Annotated in this window: 28 protein-coding genes; 2 read left to right on the top strand and 26 right to left on the bottom strand. The window is 43.1% G+C overall.

The window, feature by feature from the left end; genetic code table 11:
- Window positions 1-51: 51 nt before the first annotated feature.
- Genes rpmJ through rplN form a run of 12 tightly spaced genes read right to left on the bottom strand, consistent with a single transcriptional unit; the run spans window position 52 to window position 5,530 of the window.
- Complete coding sequence (gene rpmJ, locus MHM98_RS13015; protein WP_239439781.1) at window positions 52-165, bottom strand: 50S ribosomal protein L36; 114 nt, start codon at window positions 163-165, stop codon at window positions 52-54.
- A 30-nt stretch (window positions 166-195) separates the two neighbouring features.
- Window positions 196-1,509: a preprotein translocase subunit SecY gene (secY, locus tag MHM98_RS13010; protein WP_239439780.1), complete on the bottom strand. Its 1,314-nt coding sequence runs from the start codon at window positions 1,507-1,509 to the stop codon at window positions 196-198.
- A 6-nt stretch (window positions 1,510-1,515) separates the two neighbouring features.
- Window positions 1,516-1,950, bottom strand: a complete 435-nt coding sequence (rplO, locus tag MHM98_RS13005; RefSeq protein ID WP_239439779.1) for a 50S ribosomal protein L15 — start codon at window positions 1,948-1,950, stop codon at window positions 1,516-1,518.
- 3 nt (window positions 1,951-1,953) lie between these two features.
- Window positions 1,954-2,136, bottom strand: coding sequence for a 50S ribosomal protein L30 (rpmD, locus tag MHM98_RS13000; protein WP_101213186.1), 183 nt, complete (start codon window positions 2,134-2,136; stop codon window positions 1,954-1,956).
- 3 nt (window positions 2,137-2,139) lie between these two features.
- A complete protein-coding gene (gene rpsE / locus MHM98_RS12995) occupies window positions 2,140-2,643 on the bottom strand; it encodes a 30S ribosomal protein S5 (protein WP_239439778.1) in 504 nt (167 codons plus the stop codon).
- Window positions 2,644-2,653: 10 nt separating this feature from the next.
- Window positions 2,654-3,007, bottom strand: a complete 354-nt coding sequence (gene rplR / locus MHM98_RS12990; protein ID WP_239439777.1) for a 50S ribosomal protein L18 — start codon at window positions 3,005-3,007, stop codon at window positions 2,654-2,656.
- Between the two features lie 9 nt (window positions 3,008-3,016).
- On the bottom strand, window positions 3,017-3,550 hold the full coding sequence (rplF, locus tag MHM98_RS12985) for a 50S ribosomal protein L6 (RefSeq protein WP_239439776.1): 534 nt from the start codon (window positions 3,548-3,550) through the stop codon (window positions 3,017-3,019).
- Window positions 3,551-3,563: 13 nt separating this feature from the next.
- Window positions 3,564-3,956: a 30S ribosomal protein S8 gene (rpsH, locus tag MHM98_RS12980; RefSeq protein ID WP_239439775.1), complete on the bottom strand. Its 393-nt coding sequence runs from the start codon at window positions 3,954-3,956 to the stop codon at window positions 3,564-3,566.
- Window positions 3,957-3,971: 15 nt separating this feature from the next.
- Window positions 3,972-4,277, bottom strand: coding sequence for a 30S ribosomal protein S14 (gene rpsN / locus MHM98_RS12975; RefSeq protein WP_239439774.1), 306 nt, complete (start codon window positions 4,275-4,277; stop codon window positions 3,972-3,974).
- Between the two features lie 11 nt (window positions 4,278-4,288).
- Complete coding sequence (gene rplE / locus MHM98_RS12970) at window positions 4,289-4,828, bottom strand: 50S ribosomal protein L5 (protein WP_239439773.1); 540 nt, start codon at window positions 4,826-4,828, stop codon at window positions 4,289-4,291.
- Between the two features lie 13 nt (window positions 4,829-4,841).
- Entirely contained in the window at window positions 4,842-5,150 is a 309-nt protein-coding gene (gene rplX / locus MHM98_RS12965) for a 50S ribosomal protein L24 (RefSeq protein WP_239439772.1), read from the bottom strand.
- Between the two features lie 11 nt (window positions 5,151-5,161).
- On the bottom strand, window positions 5,162-5,530 hold the full coding sequence (rplN, locus tag MHM98_RS12960) for a 50S ribosomal protein L14 (RefSeq protein WP_239439771.1): 369 nt from the start codon (window positions 5,528-5,530) through the stop codon (window positions 5,162-5,164).
- A gap of 334 nt (window positions 5,531-5,864) precedes the next feature.
- Between rplN and MHM98_RS12955 the strand changes: the two genes are divergently transcribed.
- A complete protein-coding gene (locus MHM98_RS12955; protein ID WP_239439770.1) occupies window positions 5,865-7,907 on the top strand; it encodes an EAL domain-containing protein in 2,043 nt (680 codons plus the stop codon).
- A gap of 87 nt (window positions 7,908-7,994) precedes the next feature.
- Here the strand turns inward: MHM98_RS12955 and rpsQ are convergent, their stop codons facing one another.
- The 13 genes from rpsQ to MHM98_RS12890 form a co-directional block, all read right to left on the bottom strand.
- Entirely contained in the window at window positions 7,995-8,243 is a 249-nt protein-coding gene (gene rpsQ / locus MHM98_RS12950) for a 30S ribosomal protein S17 (protein WP_239439769.1), read from the bottom strand.
- Between the two features lie 2 nt (window positions 8,244-8,245).
- Window positions 8,246-8,434 carry a 50S ribosomal protein L29 gene (gene rpmC, locus MHM98_RS12945; RefSeq protein WP_239439768.1) on the bottom strand — a complete coding sequence of 63 codons (189 nt, stop codon included), beginning with the start codon at window positions 8,432-8,434 and terminating at the stop codon, window positions 8,246-8,248.
- On the bottom strand, window positions 8,434-8,844 hold the full coding sequence (gene rplP / locus MHM98_RS12940) for a 50S ribosomal protein L16 (protein ID WP_239439767.1): 411 nt from the start codon (window positions 8,842-8,844) through the stop codon (window positions 8,434-8,436). The genes rpmC and rplP overlap by 1 nt, the downstream gene beginning before the upstream one ends.
- An 11-nt stretch (window positions 8,845-8,855) precedes the next feature.
- On the bottom strand, window positions 8,856-9,542 hold the full coding sequence (rpsC, locus tag MHM98_RS12935) for a 30S ribosomal protein S3 (RefSeq protein ID WP_239439766.1): 687 nt from the start codon (window positions 9,540-9,542) through the stop codon (window positions 8,856-8,858).
- Window positions 9,543-9,551: 9 nt separating this feature from the next.
- Window positions 9,552-9,884, bottom strand: a complete 333-nt coding sequence (rplV, locus tag MHM98_RS12930; protein ID WP_239439765.1) for a 50S ribosomal protein L22 — start codon at window positions 9,882-9,884, stop codon at window positions 9,552-9,554.
- A 10-nt stretch (window positions 9,885-9,894) separates the two neighbouring features.
- Entirely contained in the window at window positions 9,895-10,170 is a 276-nt protein-coding gene (gene rpsS / locus MHM98_RS12925; RefSeq protein ID WP_239439764.1) for a 30S ribosomal protein S19, read from the bottom strand.
- 17 nt (window positions 10,171-10,187) lie between these two features.
- The gene (rplB, locus tag MHM98_RS12920) at window positions 10,188-11,012 is read right to left on the bottom strand and encodes a 50S ribosomal protein L2 (protein ID WP_239439763.1); all 825 of its coding nucleotides are present in this window, start codon (window positions 11,010-11,012) and stop codon (window positions 10,188-10,190) included.
- A 15-nt stretch (window positions 11,013-11,027) separates the two neighbouring features.
- On the bottom strand, window positions 11,028-11,330 hold the full coding sequence (gene rplW, locus MHM98_RS12915; RefSeq protein ID WP_239439762.1) for a 50S ribosomal protein L23: 303 nt from the start codon (window positions 11,328-11,330) through the stop codon (window positions 11,028-11,030).
- On the bottom strand, window positions 11,327-11,932 hold the full coding sequence (gene rplD / locus MHM98_RS12910) for a 50S ribosomal protein L4 (protein WP_239439761.1): 606 nt from the start codon (window positions 11,930-11,932) through the stop codon (window positions 11,327-11,329). The genes rplW and rplD overlap by 4 nt, the downstream gene beginning before the upstream one ends.
- Window positions 11,933-11,945: 13 nt before the next feature.
- The gene (gene rplC, locus MHM98_RS12905) at window positions 11,946-12,584 is read right to left on the bottom strand and encodes a 50S ribosomal protein L3 (RefSeq protein ID WP_239439760.1); all 639 of its coding nucleotides are present in this window, start codon (window positions 12,582-12,584) and stop codon (window positions 11,946-11,948) included.
- A gap of 26 nt (window positions 12,585-12,610) precedes the next feature.
- Complete coding sequence (gene rpsJ, locus MHM98_RS12900) at window positions 12,611-12,922, bottom strand: 30S ribosomal protein S10 (protein ID WP_239439759.1); 312 nt, start codon at window positions 12,920-12,922, stop codon at window positions 12,611-12,613.
- A 337-nt stretch (window positions 12,923-13,259) separates the two neighbouring features.
- Window positions 13,260-15,023, bottom strand: a complete 1,764-nt coding sequence (locus MHM98_RS12895) for a GGDEF domain-containing phosphodiesterase (protein ID WP_239439758.1) — start codon at window positions 15,021-15,023, stop codon at window positions 13,260-13,262.
- On the bottom strand, window positions 15,013-15,627 hold the full coding sequence (locus tag MHM98_RS12890; protein ID WP_239439757.1) for a cysteine hydrolase family protein: 615 nt from the start codon (window positions 15,625-15,627) through the stop codon (window positions 15,013-15,015). The genes MHM98_RS12895 and MHM98_RS12890 overlap by 11 nt, the downstream gene beginning before the upstream one ends.
- Window positions 15,628-15,786: 159 nt before the next feature.
- Here MHM98_RS12890 and MHM98_RS12885 point away from each other — a divergent pair, with 159 nt between their 5' ends.
- Window positions 15,787-16,524, top strand: coding sequence for a DUF1223 domain-containing protein (locus tag MHM98_RS12885; RefSeq protein WP_343229217.1), 738 nt, complete (start codon window positions 15,787-15,789; stop codon window positions 16,522-16,524).
- Window positions 16,525-16,888: 364 nt separating this feature from the next.
- Here MHM98_RS12885 and tuf read toward each other — a convergent pair whose 3' ends face one another.
- Entirely contained in the window at window positions 16,889-18,073 is a 1,185-nt protein-coding gene (gene tuf, locus MHM98_RS12880; RefSeq protein WP_239439756.1) for an elongation factor Tu, read from the bottom strand.
- Between the last annotated feature and the right edge of the window lie 41 nt (window positions 18,074-18,114).

The following is an 18,114-nucleotide window of genomic DNA, read 5'->3' as shown; positions in this document are numbered from 1 at the left end:
AAATAAAACTTGCACCAAGCACAACTACGCTTGATGCAAGCTCAAATTTTATTAGCCTTGACGTTGTTTATGACGTGGTTCTGAACATAGAACACGTACAACACCGTGGCGTTTGATGACCTTGCAGTTACGGCAGATCTTCTTTACTGATGCACGAACTTTCATATCATTACTCCAATAATACTATCTTAAAGGCTAACCTTTAAGATTAGCTTTCTTCATGACCGAATCATACTGATGAGACATCAGATGGGTCTGAACTTGAGCCATGAAATCCATGATTACTACAACCATAATCAGTAGCGATGTGCCACCGAAGTAAAATTGTACATTCATAGACATGGTCATGAACTCTGGTACCAAACAAATAAAGGTAATGTACAACGCACCTGCGAAGGTTAAACGTGTCATTATCTTATCGATATATTTCGATGTTTGCTCACCAGGGCGAATTCCTGGAACAAATGCACCACTCTTCTTCAAGTTATCAGCTGTTTCACGTGGGTTGAATACCAACGCCGTGTAGAAAAAGCAGAAGAAGATTATAGCAGCTGCATAAAGCATTGAATACAACGGTTGTCCTGGCGCAATTGCCAATGACAAGTCAGCCATCCAAGTTAAACCCTCAGTTTGACCGAACCATTGACCCAGAGTACCTGGGAATAAAATAATGCTTGATGCAAAAATTGGTGGGATAACACCCGCCATGTTTACCTTCAGAGGTAAATGTGTGCTTTGCGCTGCAAAAACTTTACGTCCTTGCTGACGTTTCGCATAGTTTACCACAATGCGACGTTGTCCACGCTCTACAAACACCACAAGATATGTGACGGCGAACATAATTCCGGCCAATAATAATGCCAGTAGTGGATTTAGATCCCCTTGACGCGCTTGCTCAACCATTGAACCTAGTGCTGATGGCAGACCGGCAACGATACCGGCAAAAATCAAGATTGAGATACCGTTACCGATACCGCGCTCTGTGATTTGCTCACCTAACCACATTAGGAACATTGTACCTGTCACCAAGCTCACTACAGCTACGAAGTAGAACTGGAAACCTGGATCTGCTACAAGTCCTGGTATGAGGTTTGGCAACCCTGTAGCAATACCAATTGCTTGGAAGGTTGCCAACACTAGCGTACCCCAACGGGTGTATTGACTGATCTTGCGACGACCAGCTTCACCTTCTTTCTTTAGCTCTGCCATAGCAGGATGTACCACGGTCATTAACTGCATGATAATACTTGCAGAAATGTACGGCATGATACCTAAAGCGAAGATAGAGGCACGTTCAAGGGCCCCACCTGAAAACATGTTAAACATGCTCAGGATGGTTCCTTGTTGCTGTTCAAACAGCTGGGCTAATACTGCGGCGTCAACACCAGGAATTGGAACAAATGAGCCTGCTCTGAACACGATAATCGCGCCAAAAACAAACCACAAGCGTGCCTTCAATTCAGAAAGACCACCTTGTGCACCTTGCATATCTTTTCCTGGTTTAGCCATCAGCTATTATTCCTCGATTTTGCCACCGGCAGCTTCGATAGCTGCGCGAGCGCCTTTAGTTACACGTAGACCTTTAACGGTCACTGGGCGCTCAATAGTACCCGAAAGTACTACTTTAGCAAACTTAATGTTACGAGTAATAACGTTAGCTTCCATTAGGCTAGCTAGTTCAACTACGTCACCCGATACTTGAGCGATCTCGTGTAGACGTACTTCAGCAGTTACCAATGCTTTACGTGAAGTAAAACCAAATTTTGGTAAACGTTGTTTTAAAGGCATTTGACCACCTTCAAAACCTGGACGTACACTACCGCCAGAACGTGACTTAAGACCTTTGTGACCACGGCCACCAGTCTTACCAAGACCAGAACCGATACCACGGCCTACACGCTTAGCTACTTTTTTAGAGCCAGCAGCTGGTGAAAGAGTATTTAAACGCATGTCTTAATCCTCTACCTTAACCATGTAGTAAACTTTATTAATCATACCGCGAACTGAAGGAGTATCTTCTAGTTCAACAGTGTGATTAATGCGACGTAAGCCAAGACCTGCTAAACAAGCTTTGTGCTTAGGTAAACGGCCGATTGAGCTTTTTACCTGAGTTACTTTAACTGTTTTCTTAGCCATTTCTTACTCCATGATCTCGTCAACGCTTAGACCACGTTTAGCAGCTACAGCAGAAGGAGTTTTCATACCTTCTAGAGCGTTAAACGTTGCGCGAACGATGTTGATCGGGTTAGTAGAACCGTAAGCTTTAGATAGTACGTTTTGTACACCTGCAACTTCTAATACAGCACGCATTGCGCCGCCAGCGATGATACCAGTACCATCAGAAGCTGGTTGCATGTAAACATTCGAACCTGAGTGCTTACCTTTGATTGCGTGTTGTAGGGTTGTACCTTTTAGGTTAACCGTGATTGTATTACGACGAGCTTTTTCCATTGCTTTTTGGATTGCAGCAGGAACTTCACGAGCCTTACCGTAACCAAAACCAATTTTACCAGCGCCATCACCCACAACAGTTAATGCTGTGAAGCTAAAGATACGACCACCTTTAACTACTTTAGATACACGGTTTACAGCGATTAGCTTTTCAGCCATGTCGCTTTGTTGTTGTTCTTCAAACTTTGCCATGATCTAACTCCTAGAATTTCAGACCAGCTTCACGAGCAGCATTTGCTAATGCTTCTACGCGGCCGTGGTATTTGAAACCTGAACGATCGAATGCAACAGCAGTTACACCCTTTTCAACAGCACGCTCTGCAACAGTTTTACCAACAAGAGTTGCTGCTTCAACGTTACCAGTGCTCTTTAGTTCAGAACGGATCGCTTTTTCAGCTGTAGAAGCGCTAGCTACTACGTCGCCAGAACCTGCAGCGATTACTTGAGCGTAGATATGGCTAGATGTACGGTGTACAACTAAACGCGTAGCGTTTAGTTCTGCCATTTTTGCGCGGGCGCGAGTAGCGCGGCGCAAACGAGATGTTTTCTTATCCATCGTATTTACCTACTTCTTCTTAGCTTCTTTACGGCGTACATGCTCATCAGCGTAACGAACACCTTTACCTTTGTATGGCTCTGGTGGACGGTAAGCGCGGATCTTAGCAGCAACTTGGTTAACAACTTGGTTGTCAACGCCTTTAAGAACGATTTCAGTTTGACTTGGACACTCAGCTGTCACACCTTCTGGTAGTTCGTGAACTACAGGGTGAGAGAAACCAAGTGAAAGGTCGATTGATTTACCAGCAACTTTTGCACGGTAACCAACACCAACTAGCTCAAGTTTCTTCTCGAAACCTTCGCTTGTACCTTTAACCATGTTGTTAACTAGAGCGCGAGCTGTACCAGCTTGTGCCCAACCGTCAACCGAACCTTCAGCAGGTGCGAATGTAACAGCATTGTCTTCAACAGATAAAGCTACTGCGTCATTGAAAACGCGAGTTAGTGAACCTTTACCACCTTTAACAGTGATTTCCTGACCGTTTAGAGATACCTCTACGCCAGCAGGAATTGCAACGGGTGCTTTTGCGACACGTGACATTGTAAACTCCTTATTAAGCTACGTAACAGATGATCTCGCCACCCATGCCCGCTTTACGCGCTGCACGGTCGGTCATCAAACCTTTAGAAGTAGAAACTACAGCAACGCCCATGCCAGCCATGATTTTTGGCAGCTCGTCTTTGCCCTTATAAATGCGAAGACCAGGACGGCTCACACGTTGGATAGTTTCAATAACTTGTTTGCCTTCGAAATACTTTAAAGTGATTTCTAATTCTGGCTTAACTTCACCAGAAACAGCGTAGTCAGTGATGTAACCTTCTTCTTTAAGTAATTTCGCGATAGCTACTTTTAACTTTGAAGATGGCATAGAAACAGCATTTTTTGCTGCTTTCTGACCATTACGGATGCGTGTTAGCATATCCGCGATAGGATCTTGCATGCTCATATTAGCTTACTCCGATTACCAAGAGGCTTTTGTCAAGCCAGGGATTTCACCGCGCATCGCCGCTTCACGCGTCTTGATGCGACTCATACCGAACTTACGTAGGTAGCCGTGTGGACGACCTGTAACGTTACAACGGTTGCGAGCACGAGATTTACTTGAATCACGTGGTAAAGATTGCAGTGTTAATACTGCATCCCATTTTTCTTCTTCAGAAGCAGTTACGCTGCTGATAATCGCTTTCAGAGCAGCACGCTTTTCAGCATACTTCGCTACTAATTTAGCGCGTTTGGCCTCACGGGCCTTCATTGATTGCTTTGCCATAACCCTACACCTTATTTGCGGAATGGGAAGTTGAATGCGGCTAACAGAGCTCGACCTTCTTCGTTAGTTGATGCAGTAGTACCAATGGTAATATCCATACCACGGATTTTGTCTACTTTATCGTAATCGATTTCAGGGAAGATAATCTGTTCACGTACACCCATGCTGTAGTTACCACGACCGTCAAAAGACTTGTCTGATAAACCACGGAAATCACGGATACGAGGAATTGAGATAGAGATTAAACGCTCTAAAAATTCCCACATACGTTCGCCACGTAGGGTCACTTTACAACCAATAGGGTAGCCTTCACGGATTTTAAAGCCAGCAACTGATTTGCGAGCTACAGTGACAACTGGTTTTTGACCAGCAATTGCAGTCATATCTTTAACTGCGTGCTCTAATACTTTTTTATCAGCAAGAGCTTCACCGACACCCATGTTTAGGGTGATTTTTTCAATCCGAGGGACTTGCATGACACTGGTGTAACCAAACTCTTCTTTTAGTTTGTTAACTACAGTCTCGTTGTAATAACCATGCAGTTTCGCCATCGTTAACTCCGAATTAAACTAGTTCATTATTAGACTTGAAGAAACGTACTTTTTTGCCGTCTTCTAGTCGGAAACCAACACGACTTGCTTTGCCATCGGCATCTACAAGTGCAATGTTAGACATTTGGATTGGTGCTTCTTTCTCAACAATACCGCCAGCTACGCCCAATTGTGGGTTTGGCTTTTGGTGTTTCTTGATGATGTTTACACCTTCTACAATTGCTTTACCGTCAGCTTGCACTTTTAAAACTTTACCGCGCTTGCCTTTATCTTTACCGGCTAAAACAATGATTTCATCATTTTGACGAATTTTCGCTGCCATGATTCTATTCCTTACAGTACTTCTGGAGCCAGAGAAACGATTTTCATGAACTGCTCTGTACGTAGTTCACGCGTTACTGGACCAAAGATTCGAGTACCAACAGGCTGTAAGTTAGCATTTAACATTACAGCTGCATTGTTGTCGAAACGAATAGCACTGCCGTCTGCACGACGGATAGCTTTAGACGTACGAACAACTACGGCGTTCATTACATCACCTTTCTTCACTTTACCGCGAGGAATTGCTTCTTTTACAGAAACTTTGATGATGTCACCAACGCGCGCATAACGACGGTGTGAACCGCCAAGAACCTTAATACATTGTACTCGACGTGCACCTGAATTATCAGCTACGTCAAGTTTAGATTGCATTTGGATCATGTTATATGCTCCGCTAATTTAACTAATCCATACCGATTGATATGGACCTCTTCCCATTAAGAGGCGCGATAGTATAACAAAGTAAAAAAAATATAGAAAGGCTAAGTTCAATTTAGCAGCAGCCGTACAATATTTAGCCGATCTATTTCATAAACAAGCAGTTAAGGGATTTGACGATTAGTGAACACAAATTATACAGCACTAAATGAACGATGGAGATCACAAAGTCTCAATATAGCGAATTGATTAAGGCTAACTTCTAAGGAAAAAAAGCAGCAATAGGATCTTCGTCTATTATTTAACAGGGTAAATTATCGTTAAAGGATTAAAGCCAATGCTGCACGCTCATCTCGTTAAGGTGGTCAACAGCGTCTACCTGCTTAGTTTACGAGAAGCTTTCATTACTCTTATTGCTTTCTTAACACTAACGGCCAGCTTTTTAGTGGTGCAAAGTTTAGTGACTCATTTCAATGCCTACGCCGTTCAAGATTTTGCGCTCAGTAATATTAATCTCGAATCCTTCAGTAAAGAGCTTTCAATCATTTTAATGATTTACCCCATCATGATGGTGATAAGTATTGGCTTTTATCTCTCAAAAAATTTGGGCGTTAACCCGATAGGCGGCTCTTTGCTCGGTTTAGTGTGTTTTCTCACCCACGGCAACTACGTATTAATTGAACAAGGGGCCATCGTTATTCATTCCTCTCACGCCACCATTTATGCGATTCTAATTCCTTCTCTTAGTAGCTATTTACTTCGCTTTTATTTCCGCGTCCTAAAATTAACAACGGTTAGTCTATTCGGAATCAGCCGTTTTCTACGCATCAACATTCAAATGGTAACGCCTTTTATTCTAGTCTTTGCGACTCTTTACTTGGTCATCCCGTATGGTGCTGTGGTTATAGATTGGACTTTTTCGCCTTTTAGTAACTTCATAGAAGAGCGAGATTTATATGCGAAGGGGTTAATTAGGCAATTGCTCACTAGCCTTTTTTGGTTAGTCGGTGTACATGGTTCAAACGCTTTTGATTCGTTATTCGGCAATTCTTTTCTATATGAAGAGTTTCTACCAAACATGTCGATGATATCTTTCTTCGATACTTTTGTATTCCTTGGTGGCGTTGGTGGTATGTTTGGTTTGGTCATCGCGATATTGATCAAGCGCCGTAAAGATCACGAAAACTCCATCGCTCGGCTGAGCATTCCGTTTACACTTTTTAATATGAACGAAGTGATCCTATATGGGTTACCAATTGTACTTAACCCCATTTACTTCATTCCATTTGTTCTGTGTCCAATTTTAAATTACACCATCGCCTACGAATTTCTCTCGAACGGCTGGCTCCCCTATAACGGAGGTACGGTGTCTTGGAGTATGCCATTCTTTATACAGAGCTGGATTATTAGTGAAAGCTTCTTAGTCATATTCTTTCAGTTGTGCCTAATCGCTCTTAATACACTTATTTATATTCCCTTTGTCAACATGAGCCATCGCTATCGAGCGGTTGATACAGCACTTATCAATTTTGACGAGTCACTGTCACTGCCACAACAAGTCGCCAATAAGGATGAATCACGCCACTTTAATTACAAACACCAAGCGATTGATGACGATACCTTTCTCGTGCACACATTAGAAGAAATTAGCCAAGGGGATTTAGTACTCTACTATCAACCTCAAATCAACACGACAACAAATAGCCTCTATGGCTATGAGAGCCTAATGCGACTCCGTGATAAAGAAGGTAACGTGAAAAACCCATATTTCCTCACAACCTTATATGAAAATCACATTTCGGAAACGATCGATCGCTGGGTGATAGAAAGAGCAGCGTTAGATTTAACAGAATGGCGCAAGAGACAATTTTCACCCCGGATCAGTATTAATCTCTGCCCAGATAGCTTACTCAATCGCGAGCTAATCGACTTGATTTGCGATAACTTCACGGCGTTCCCAAATCAGCTTACCGTCGAAATCATTGAATCTAACTATCTCGAAAACACAAATATGATCAACCAACATATCGACAAGCTAAACGCCATTGGTGTCAAAGTTGCGTTAGATGACTTCGGGACGGGGTACTCCAATCTATCGATACTGTCTAAACTCAATCTAAACATCATTAAACTTGACCGCTCATTTTTAGAACGTTGCACCACCAATAAAGGCCGAAGCATCTATAGGCAATTAGTGAAAATGTTTAAAGAGCTTAATCTAACGGTTGTGGCGGAGGGCGTTGAAAACGCCAATGAGAAAGATTGGGTCAATGAACTAAAAGTAGATGTGATACAGGGGTGGTATTATGCTGAAGCGCTCCCGAGAGAGCGGGCTCATCAGTTTGCGATGCATTGGCAGCTCGACCAAAATGTCATCTAGTTATCACTACAAATCATACGAGAAAAACTCTAGGTATAAAAAAAGCGACCCGAAGGTCGCTTTTTAGCAATTAAGACTACTTAATAATTAAGCTTGCTTAACGATTGCTTCCAATGTCCAAGACTTAGTCTTAGAGATAGGGCGAGTTTGACGGATAGTCACTACATCGCCTTCTTTACATTGGTTAGTCTCGTCATGAGCGTGGATCTTAGTAGAGCGAGATAAGAACTTGCCATACATAGGATGCTTAACACGACGTTCAATTAGGACAACAATAGATTTGTCCATTTTGTCGCTAACTACGCGACCTTGAAGAGTACGGATTTTATCGCTCATAATTAACCTGCCTTCTGGTTCAGAATGGTTTTAACACGTGCGATATCGCGACGCACATTCTTTAACAAGTGAGTTTGAGCAAGCTGACCAGTGCTGTTTTGCATACGTAAGTTAAATTGCTCACGTAACAAGTTTAAAAGCTCTGCATTTAGCTCTTCTACCGACTTTTCTCTCAGTTCGACTGTATTCATTACATCACCGTCCGAGTTACAAAAGTAGTTTTCATAGGAAGTTTAGTTGCTGCTAGCTCGAACGCTTCACGCGCTAGAGACTCAGGAACACCTTCCATTTCGTATAAAACGCGGCCTGGTTGAATCTGACAGATCCAGTATTCAACGTTACCTTTACCTTTACCCATACGAACTTCTAATGGCTTAGAGGTAATTGGCTTGTCTGGGAATACACGAATCCAGATTTTACCTTGACGTTTAATATGACGTGTCATTGCACGACGCGCAGCTTCGATTTGACGAGCAGTAAGACGACCACGACCAACCGCTTTTAGACCAAATTCACCGAAAGAAACTTCAGATCCTTTAGCTACACCGCGGTTACGGCCTTTGTGCATTTTACGAAACTTCATACGTTTAGGTTGCAACATGATTCAGTCTCCTATTTGCGTGGCTTACGCTTAGCTGGCTTCTTAGGCTCTTCAACTTTAAGTGGAAGACCACCTAAAACGTCACCTTTGTAGATCCACACTTTGATACCTAGGATACCGTATTGTGTTAGACCTTCAGCTGTTGCGTAATCGATGTCTGCACGAAGAGTATGTAGAGGTACACGACCTTCACGATACCATTCTGAACGTGCGATTTCAGCACCGCCTAGACGACCACCAACTTGTACTTTGATACCTTTAGCACCTTGACGCATAGCGTTTTGTACAGCGCGCTTCATAGCACGACGGAACATAACACGACGCTCAAGTTGGCTAGCGATACCTTCAGCTACTAATTTAGCGTCTAGGTCAGGCTTACGAATTTCTGCAATGTTGATTTGCGCTTGAACACCAGTAATTTTGGTGATTTCTTTGCGTAGTTTTTCAACATCTTCGCCTTTCTTACCGATAACAACACCAGGACGAGCAGTGTGAATAGTTACACGAATGCTTTTCGCTGGACGCTCGATAACGATGCGAGATACAGAGGCTTTAGCAAGTTCTTTTTCTAAGAACTTACGAACCAGATGATCACCCTTTAGGTTATCTGCAAAATCTTTAGACTCTGCGTACCAAGTAGAATTCCATGGCTTAGAGATACCTAGGCGGATGCCATTAGGATGTACTTTTTGTCCCATTGCTTACTCCTAGCTATCTGAAACAATCACAGAAATGTGACTGCTACGCTTAAGAATACGGTCTGCACGACCCTTAGCACGAGGCATGATGCGCTTCATAGTTGGGCCTTCGTCTACGAAAACCTTAGCTACTACTAGCTCATCAATGTCGGCACCTTCATTGTGCTCTGCGTTAGCCATTGCTGACTCAAGCACTTTCTTAACTAATGTAGCAGCTTTTTTAGGGCTGTAAGTTAAGATGTCAATTGCTTCTGCAACTGATAGACCGCGAATTTGATCTGCTACCAGACGTACTTTCTGTGGAGAAATCTGGGCATAACGATGTTTAGCTAAAACTTCCATCTTCTACTCCCTATTTCTTCGCTTTCTTATCAGCAGCGTGGCCGCGATAAGTACGAGTTGGTGCAAATTCACCCAGCTTGTGACCGATCATATCTTCGGTTACGAAAACTGGAACGTGCTGACGACCATTATGGACAGCGATGGTCAATCCAATCATATCTGGAATGATCATTGAACGACGAGACCAAGTCTTAATAGGCTTTTTGCTCTCGGCTTCCACAGCTGTCTCTACCTTCTTTAACAAGTGTAGGTCAATGAAAGGACCCTTCTTGAGAGAACGTGGCATAGTAATTCCTCTTTAAATTACTTAGAAGCACGACGGACAATGTACTTGTCAGTGCGCTTGTTCTTACGAGTTTTGTAGCCTTTAGTAGGTACGCCCCATGGAGTTACAGGGTGACGACCACCAGAGGTACGACCTTCACCACCACCATGCGGGTGATCTACTGGGTTCATCGCAACACCGCGAACGGTAGGACGAACACCACGCCAGCGGTTTGCACCAGCTTTACCAAGGCGACGAAGCATATGTTCAGCGTTACCAACTTCACCGAAGGTAGCACGACAATCTGCTAAGATTTTACGCATTTCGCCACTACGTAAACGTAGAGTAACGTAAGCGCCATCTTTAGCGATTAACTGAGCATAAGTACCAGCAGAACGTGCAATTTGTGCACCTTTGCCAGGCTTCATTTCAATATTGTGGATCACAGAACCTAGTGGCATGCTACGCATTGGCATAGTGTTACCCGCTTTGATAGGAGCTTCCATACCAGAAACGATAGTATCACCAGCTTTTAAGCCTTTAGGTGCTAGGATGTAACGACGCTCACCGTCTTTGTACAGTACTAGTGCGATGTTTGCACTGCGGTTTGGATCATATTCCAAACGCTCTACTGTTGCAGGGATGCCATCTTTATTACGTTTAAAATCGATAACGCGATAGTGATGCTTGTGACCACCACCAACGTGACGAACTGTAATACGACCGTTGTTGTTACGACCGCCAGATTTGCTTTTGCTCTCTAGAAGAGGTGCATAAGGCTTACCTTTATGCAGCTCTGAGTTCACTACCTTAACTAAATGGCGGCGACCCGGAGAGGTAGGCTTACATTTAACTATAGCCATCTTAATACTCCTCGATTACTCAGCACCGCCAACAAAGTCGATATCACTACCTTCTTTGAGCGTTACGTAAGCTTTTTTCCAGTCGTTGCGACGACCCATGCGAGCACCAGTACGCTTAGTCTTACCTTTAACATTTAAGGTACGAACAGCGTCAACTTCAACTTCAAATAGTTTCTCTACGGCAGCTTTAACTTCAGCTTTAGTCGCAGTGTTATCTACTTTGAAAACGATGGTGTTATTGTTTTCAGCAGTCAACGTACTCTTTTCAGAGATATGTGGACCTACTAGAACTTTTAATAAACGTTCTTCAGTGATCATGCTAGCATCTCCTCGATTTGTTTAACTGCAGCAGCAGTAACTACGATTTTATCGAAGCCAACTAGTGATACTGGGTCTAAACCTGCAACGTCACGAACGTCAACTTTGTATAAGTTGCGAGCTGCTAAGAACAAGTTCTCTTCTACTTCTTCAGTAACGATTAAAACGTCTTTTAGTTCTAATTCTTTTAGTTTTGCAACTAATTCTTTAGTCTTTGGCGTTTCAACAGCGAAGTTCTCAACTACTACTAAGCGATCTTGACGAACTAGCTCAGAGAAGATTGATTGTAGTGCAGCGCGGTACATTTTACGGTTTACTTTTTGGCTGTGGTCCTGTGGACGAGCAGCAAAAGTAACACCACCCGAGCGCCAGATTGGGCTACGGATTGTACCAGCACGAGCACGACCAGTGCCCTTTTGTTTCCAAGGTTTACGACCGCCGCCACTCACTTCAGAGCGAGTTTTTTGCTTGCGAGAACCTTGACGAGCGCCTGCAGCGTAAGCTACAACTACTTGATGAACTAAAGCTTCGTTAAATTCACGGCCAAAAGTAGCTTCTGAAACTTCAAGAGCGTTACCCGCGTCTTTCAATACCAATTCCATTACTATCTCCTAACTATGGTTTAACAGTAGGGTTAACGATAACAGTGCCGTTGTTTGCACCAGGAATCGCGCCCTTGATCAGAAGAAGATTGTTTTCAGCGTCAACGCGAACAACATCTAATCTCTGAACTGTAACTCTTTCTGCACCCATGTGACCGGCCATTTTCTTACCCTTGAACACACGTCCAGGAGTTTGACACATACCGATAGAACCAGGGGCACGGTGAGAAATAGAGTTACCGTGAGTAGCGTCTTGCATAGCAAAGTTGTAACGCTTGATAACACCAGCGAAACCTTTACCTTTAGACGTACCAGTAACATCTACTTTTGTATTTTCTGCAAAAACATCAACGTTTAGCTCAGCGCCAACTTCGATATCATTGCCTTCGTCTGTACCTAGACGAAATTCCCACAGACCGCGGCCTGCATCAACACCAGCTTTAGCAAAGTGACCTGCTTCTGGTTTGTTAACGCGGCTTGCTTTTTTAGCGCCTGTAGTTACTTGAAGTGCACGGTAGCCGTCGTTTTCAAGAGTTTTAACTTGAGTAACGCGGTTCGTCTCTACTTCAACAACAGTCACTGGAACTGAAACGCCATCTTCAGTGAAGATACGAGTCATTCCAACTTTACGACCGACTAGACCAATAGCCATTGTTATAACCTCTTACCGTCCCAGGATTAACCTAGGCTGATTTGAACATCAACACCAGCAGCCAGATCTAAACGCATTAGAGCGTCAACAGTTTTTTCTGTTGGCTCAACGATGTCGATTAGGCGCTTATGAGTACGGATCTCGTATTGATCACGCGCATCTTTGTTTACGTGCGGTGAAATCAATACAGTGAAACGCTCTTTACGTGTTGGTAAAGGGATCGGACCACGAACTTGAGCACCAGTGCGCTTAGCCGTTTCCACGATCTCACCAGTAGACTGATCGATCAGTTTGTGATCGAAAGCCTTCAAGCGGATACGGATTCTTTGGTTCTGCATTAGACCAAACTCCAATCAAAATTTACACGACAAAAAAGCTAATCTACCTTTCTTAGATAAGAGAGGAGAAAGCTAATTTAGTTAAGTTCGACTCCCTATCGGAGCCGCTGTTGTTACCAATCTCAGAAAGATTGGGCACTTAATAGATTAACCATTTAAAAAATGACTAGTCATTAAGTGGACGCGAATTATATGCTCATTTTTTGGCAAACGCAAGTCTTTTAATATCAAAGCAAACTTCGCTTCGACGCGTTGTGATATAGACAACGAATGGCGCGCAGTATACGTAAATTGCAGATTAAATCAACGACTTTTTACATATGGTTGAGATTATGGATTAAACGTGTTCCGAAACTTTGAGCAAGTTCTCAAGTTCTGCTGGCGTACAAGGTTTGCTGTGAAGATAACCTTGGTAAAGCTGACAATCGTGATTTTTCAAAAAGTTGAGCTGCTTCGGGTTTTCGACACCTTCCGCGACCACGTTTAGTCCGAGATATTTAGCCATTAACATCGTGGACTCAACAATCGCAGCATCGTAGCCGTCGTCTGGCACCCCATGAATGAATGACTTATCGATCTTTATGGTTTGTACCGGCAAGTATTTGAGATAAGCCAGAGACGAATAGCCAGTGCCAAAATCATCAAGTGCTATAAGAATGCCTAGTTGGTTAAGCTTGTGCATCTTATCAGTGGAATCGTTCATATCGGCAATGGCGACGCTCTCTGTTAGTTCGATTTCTAGCGAGTGGCTCGGGATGTTGTATTTAGATAGACTACGCTGAACACGGTCTACAAAATCCCCCGCTTTAAATTGAACCGCACTGACATTGACAGATACACGAATATTGTCGATTCCCATCGAGCGCCACTGGTCTAACTGATAGCACGCACGCTCCAGAACCCAGCCACCAACATCTATTATCAACCCCGACTCTTCGAGATGGTCGATAAAGTTGTCCGGATAGATAATGCCTTTGTCAGGGTGACGCCAACGAATCAAGGCTTCAACTTTGACGATTTCATTTTGCTTGATGTCGATTTGAGGTTGGTAATATAGCTCGAACTGTTCTTGCTCGAACGCTTCGGTGAGTTCATTGCGAAACTTTTGCTCTGCTCGTTGCTGCGCTTCAAATTCTTTATCGTAGAATCGAATCGTATTTTTACCCTCAAGCTTGGAGCGATACATTGCCGCATCAGCCAAGCTTAGTACATTATCGTGATTCATCGCAGTGTCTTGCAAAATAACCACACCAATACTCGACGTCAGTTGAGTGGTGAGTTGTTTATAGCAATAGAGTTCATTAATCGTTTGCTGCAGAGATGCGGTAATTTTCTCAAGTTGCTTCTGTGTTTCACTATGAGCCTTTTGAGTAATCTGGAGGTGTACAACAAATTCATCGCCGCCAATTCTCGCGATTAAACTCGTTAAATCCTTGAACTCATATCGCAAGCGTCTCGCAACTTCAGATAGCACATAGTCACCAACGAGGTGACCGTGAGTATCGTTGATTCCTTTGAATCCATCCAAATCAAGATAAATGAGCACAGACTGTAGAGTATTTTCGTGGTCGAGGGCTCGTTCGATATCTTGCACCAGTAATCGTCTATTCGCGAGTCCTGTCAAGGTATCGTGAAAAGCCATATGGCGAATTTTCTTGTCAGCGTTTATGCGTTGTGTGATATCACTTAGTGTGCCTGAAAATCCGTTGTGATTACCAAGTTCATCTTTAATTGGGCGACAGGATAATTCCATGACGCGTGGCGAGTTATCTTTTGCAAAGAAACGAAGCTGAACTGAGACCTCACTCAATTCACCAGATACAACTTGTTTCATCAGTGTTTTGCACTGCTTTCTATCTTCTTGATGAAAATGGGCGAAAAAAGACTCGCCTTTGGTGGAAGCTAATGTATATCCCGTGACTCGCTCCCAAGCGATGTTAAGAAAGGTCCATTCATAGTCGCTATTAATCTGGAACACCGTATCTTTTAGATTATCAACCAATTCTGAATAACGTCGTTCAGAATGGGAAAGGTGTTCTATCAGCTTATTTTGTGCCTGTGCCAGCTGTTCATTGACACTTAGATGATTGCTAACACTCATCAATACTGCTCAGCGATTCAATTAACTCTTGAGAAGTTTGCACCCTACTATACAGCGGCATAATGTGTTCTAAGTAGAACTGCTGCTCGACGTCTGTTCTCCCTAATATACAGTCCGATAATATAGTGACTTTAAACCCGAGGTCCATCGCTTCACGACCCGCCGTATCGATACATAACGAAGTAACAGCGCCGACAATAATAACTTCTTCAATCGCTTGTTCACGTAACATTTGCTCAAGTGCGGTATTTGAGAAACAGTTTAATCCTCTCTTTCCAGGAAGGCATGCAATTGACGCTTCGTTGTCGTGAATGGCTGGGATGGCCTGTGACCCAAAATCATCTTTAACAAAAGCACCGTTATCTTTGATGATTTTTAAGATACCTATAGGGTCATCTAATTCGCTATAGTCTGGGGTAAAATTAATTGGCGTTTCAATAATCAGTGCTTCACTGCTAGCGAAAGCTTCAATAATTTTGCAGGTATTGGAGAGCACAGCATCGAGTTGTACTTTATTTTCGAATACATTATGTAAAATTCCCTTAGGGTGAAAATAATCATTCTGAAAGCCAATCAACAATAATGCGGTTTTCGACAAGTCCATTTTAACTCCACTACCAAAAGATTACGTGAATAAAATTTATACTAGTATGTTATGAACAAGGGCGCAATCATCCTATATTCGTAGCCAGCGTGATAAAGCTGTGAAATTTCCACTCACCTTACATGCTATTGTCCTTAAGATAATCAGGAGGACTTAACATTGAGACTAATATTTTTAATACTATTGTTAACCTGTTCAAAATTATCAATCGCGCAAACGTTACAAACTTTTCGCAGTGGTATTGAGCAGGTCCAATTGTTAGAGCTTTACACATCACAAGGTTGTAGTAGCTGCCCACCGGCGGAAAAGTGGCTAAGCAAACTTATGGACAACGATGCACTTTGGAAACGCACCATTCCAGTTAATTTCCACGTTGATTATTGGGATAATTTAGGATGGCCGGATCCTTATGCGTCAGGAGAATTCACACAACGGCAACGTATTTATAAGGATCTTGGCAATACTAATGTTGTCGCAACACCTGGTTTTGTAATAAACGGTCGAGGTTGGAATGGATGGTTCTACGGTCAGACGCTACCAATAAGATCACCAGTGAAAGTTGGAGAACTCTCTCTAGAAATCAACGAACAATCCTTTAAGGCAAAGTTCGAAGAGCATCATCCAAGTGATAAAAAGCTAACACTTAACATTGCGCAACTCGGATTTGGATTGTTCGACAAAATAAAGCGTGGTGAAAATGAGGGGAAATTATTAAGACATGATTTCGTCGTATTAAGCTTTCAACAGTTACCACTTAACAGAAGCAACGGTACGTTTTCTATTACAAGTAAGTTAGCAAAACCTATAAGCTCGAGTCCTATCACTGGAATCGCCGCATGGGTTACGGTTGATAGCAATCCAACTCCGATTCAAAGTGTAGGTGGTTATCTGAAGTAACGATATATTAACCTTCGTCCATTGTTGACTTTTGAGAGCGGCAGATTAGCTTCGTGCGTAGAACTTTTCTCGAGGCATAAAAAAAGGCCACCGAAGTGACCTTTTTAATCGATATATTCGGCTAAGCCAAATATTAGTCGATGATGCGTGCTACAACACCAGCACCTACTGTACGACCACGATCTCAGATAACCAAACCTAAGACATTCGTCCATTGCTGACTTTTGAGAGCCGCAGATTAGCGCGCGTTAGGAGCATTACCGCTCCTAGCCATCCATGGCTTCGCGGCATACCGTTCATCCTGAACATAAAAAAAGGCCACCGAAGTGACCTTTTTAATCGATATATTCGGCTATGCCAAATATTAGTCGATGATGCGTGCTACAACACCAGCACCTACTGTACGGCCACCTTCACGGATAGCGAAACGTAGACCTTCGTCCATTGCGATTGGGCAGATTAGCTCAACAACAAACTTAAGGTTATCACCTGGCATTACCATTTCTACGCCTTCTGGAAGCTCTACAGCACCAGTTACGTCAGTTGTACGGAAGTAGAACTGTGGACGGTAACCTTTGAAGAATGGAGTGTGACGACCACCTTCATCTTTGCTTAGTACGTATACTTCTGATTCGAACTTAGTGTGTGGAGTGATTGTACCTGGCTTAACAAGTACTTGACCACGTTCGATTTCTTCACGCTTGATACCACGTAGAAGAACACCAACGTTCTCACCAGCGCGACCTTCGTCAAGAAGCTTACGGAACATTTCAACACCAGTACAAGTTGACTCTGAAGTCTCTTTGATACCAACGATTTCTACTGCGTCACCAACGTTGATGATACCGCGCTCAACACGACCAGTTACAACAGTACCACGGCCTGAGATTGAGAATACGTCTTCGATTGGAAGTAGGAATGGCTTATCGATGTCACGCTCTGGCTCTGGGATGTAAGAATCTAGCGCTTCAGCTAGTTCAACGATCTTAGGAGTCCAGTTTGAATCACCTTCTAGAGCTTTAAGTGCTGAACCTTGGATTACTGGTAGGTCATCACCTGGGAATTCGTATTCAGATAGAAGTTCACGAACTTCCATTTCTACTAATTCTAGTAATTCTTCGTCGTCAACCATGTCACATTTGTTCATGAATACGATGATGAATGGTACACCAACTTGACGAGAAAGTAGGATGTGCTCACGAGTTTGTGGCATTGGGCCATCAGTCGCAGCTACTACTAGGATAGCGCCGTCCATTTGAGCAGCACCAGTGATCATGTTTTTAACGTAATCCGCGTGTCCTGGACAGTCAACGTGTGCGTAGTGACGAGTTGGAGTGTCGTACTCTACGTGTGAAGTAGAGATTGTTATACCACGTGCTTTTTCTTCAGGAGCGTTATCGATTTGATCGAATGCTTTTACGTCACCGCCGTAAGTTTCAGCTAGTACTTTAGTGATAGCAGCAGTTAGAGTTGTTTTACCGTGGTCAACGTGGCCGATAGTACCAACGTTAACGTGCGGCTTGGAGCGGTCAAATTTTTCTTTAGACACGACAATTACCTTTATAGTGTGTTAAGCCGATTGTTTTAATC

The organism is Psychrobium sp. MM17-31 (assembly GCF_022347785.1).
Classification (GTDB): domain Bacteria; phylum Pseudomonadota; class Gammaproteobacteria; order Enterobacterales; family Psychrobiaceae; genus Psychrobium.
Note: the sequence above shows the minus strand (reverse complement) of the source record. Positions and strands in the feature narration are given on the sequence as shown.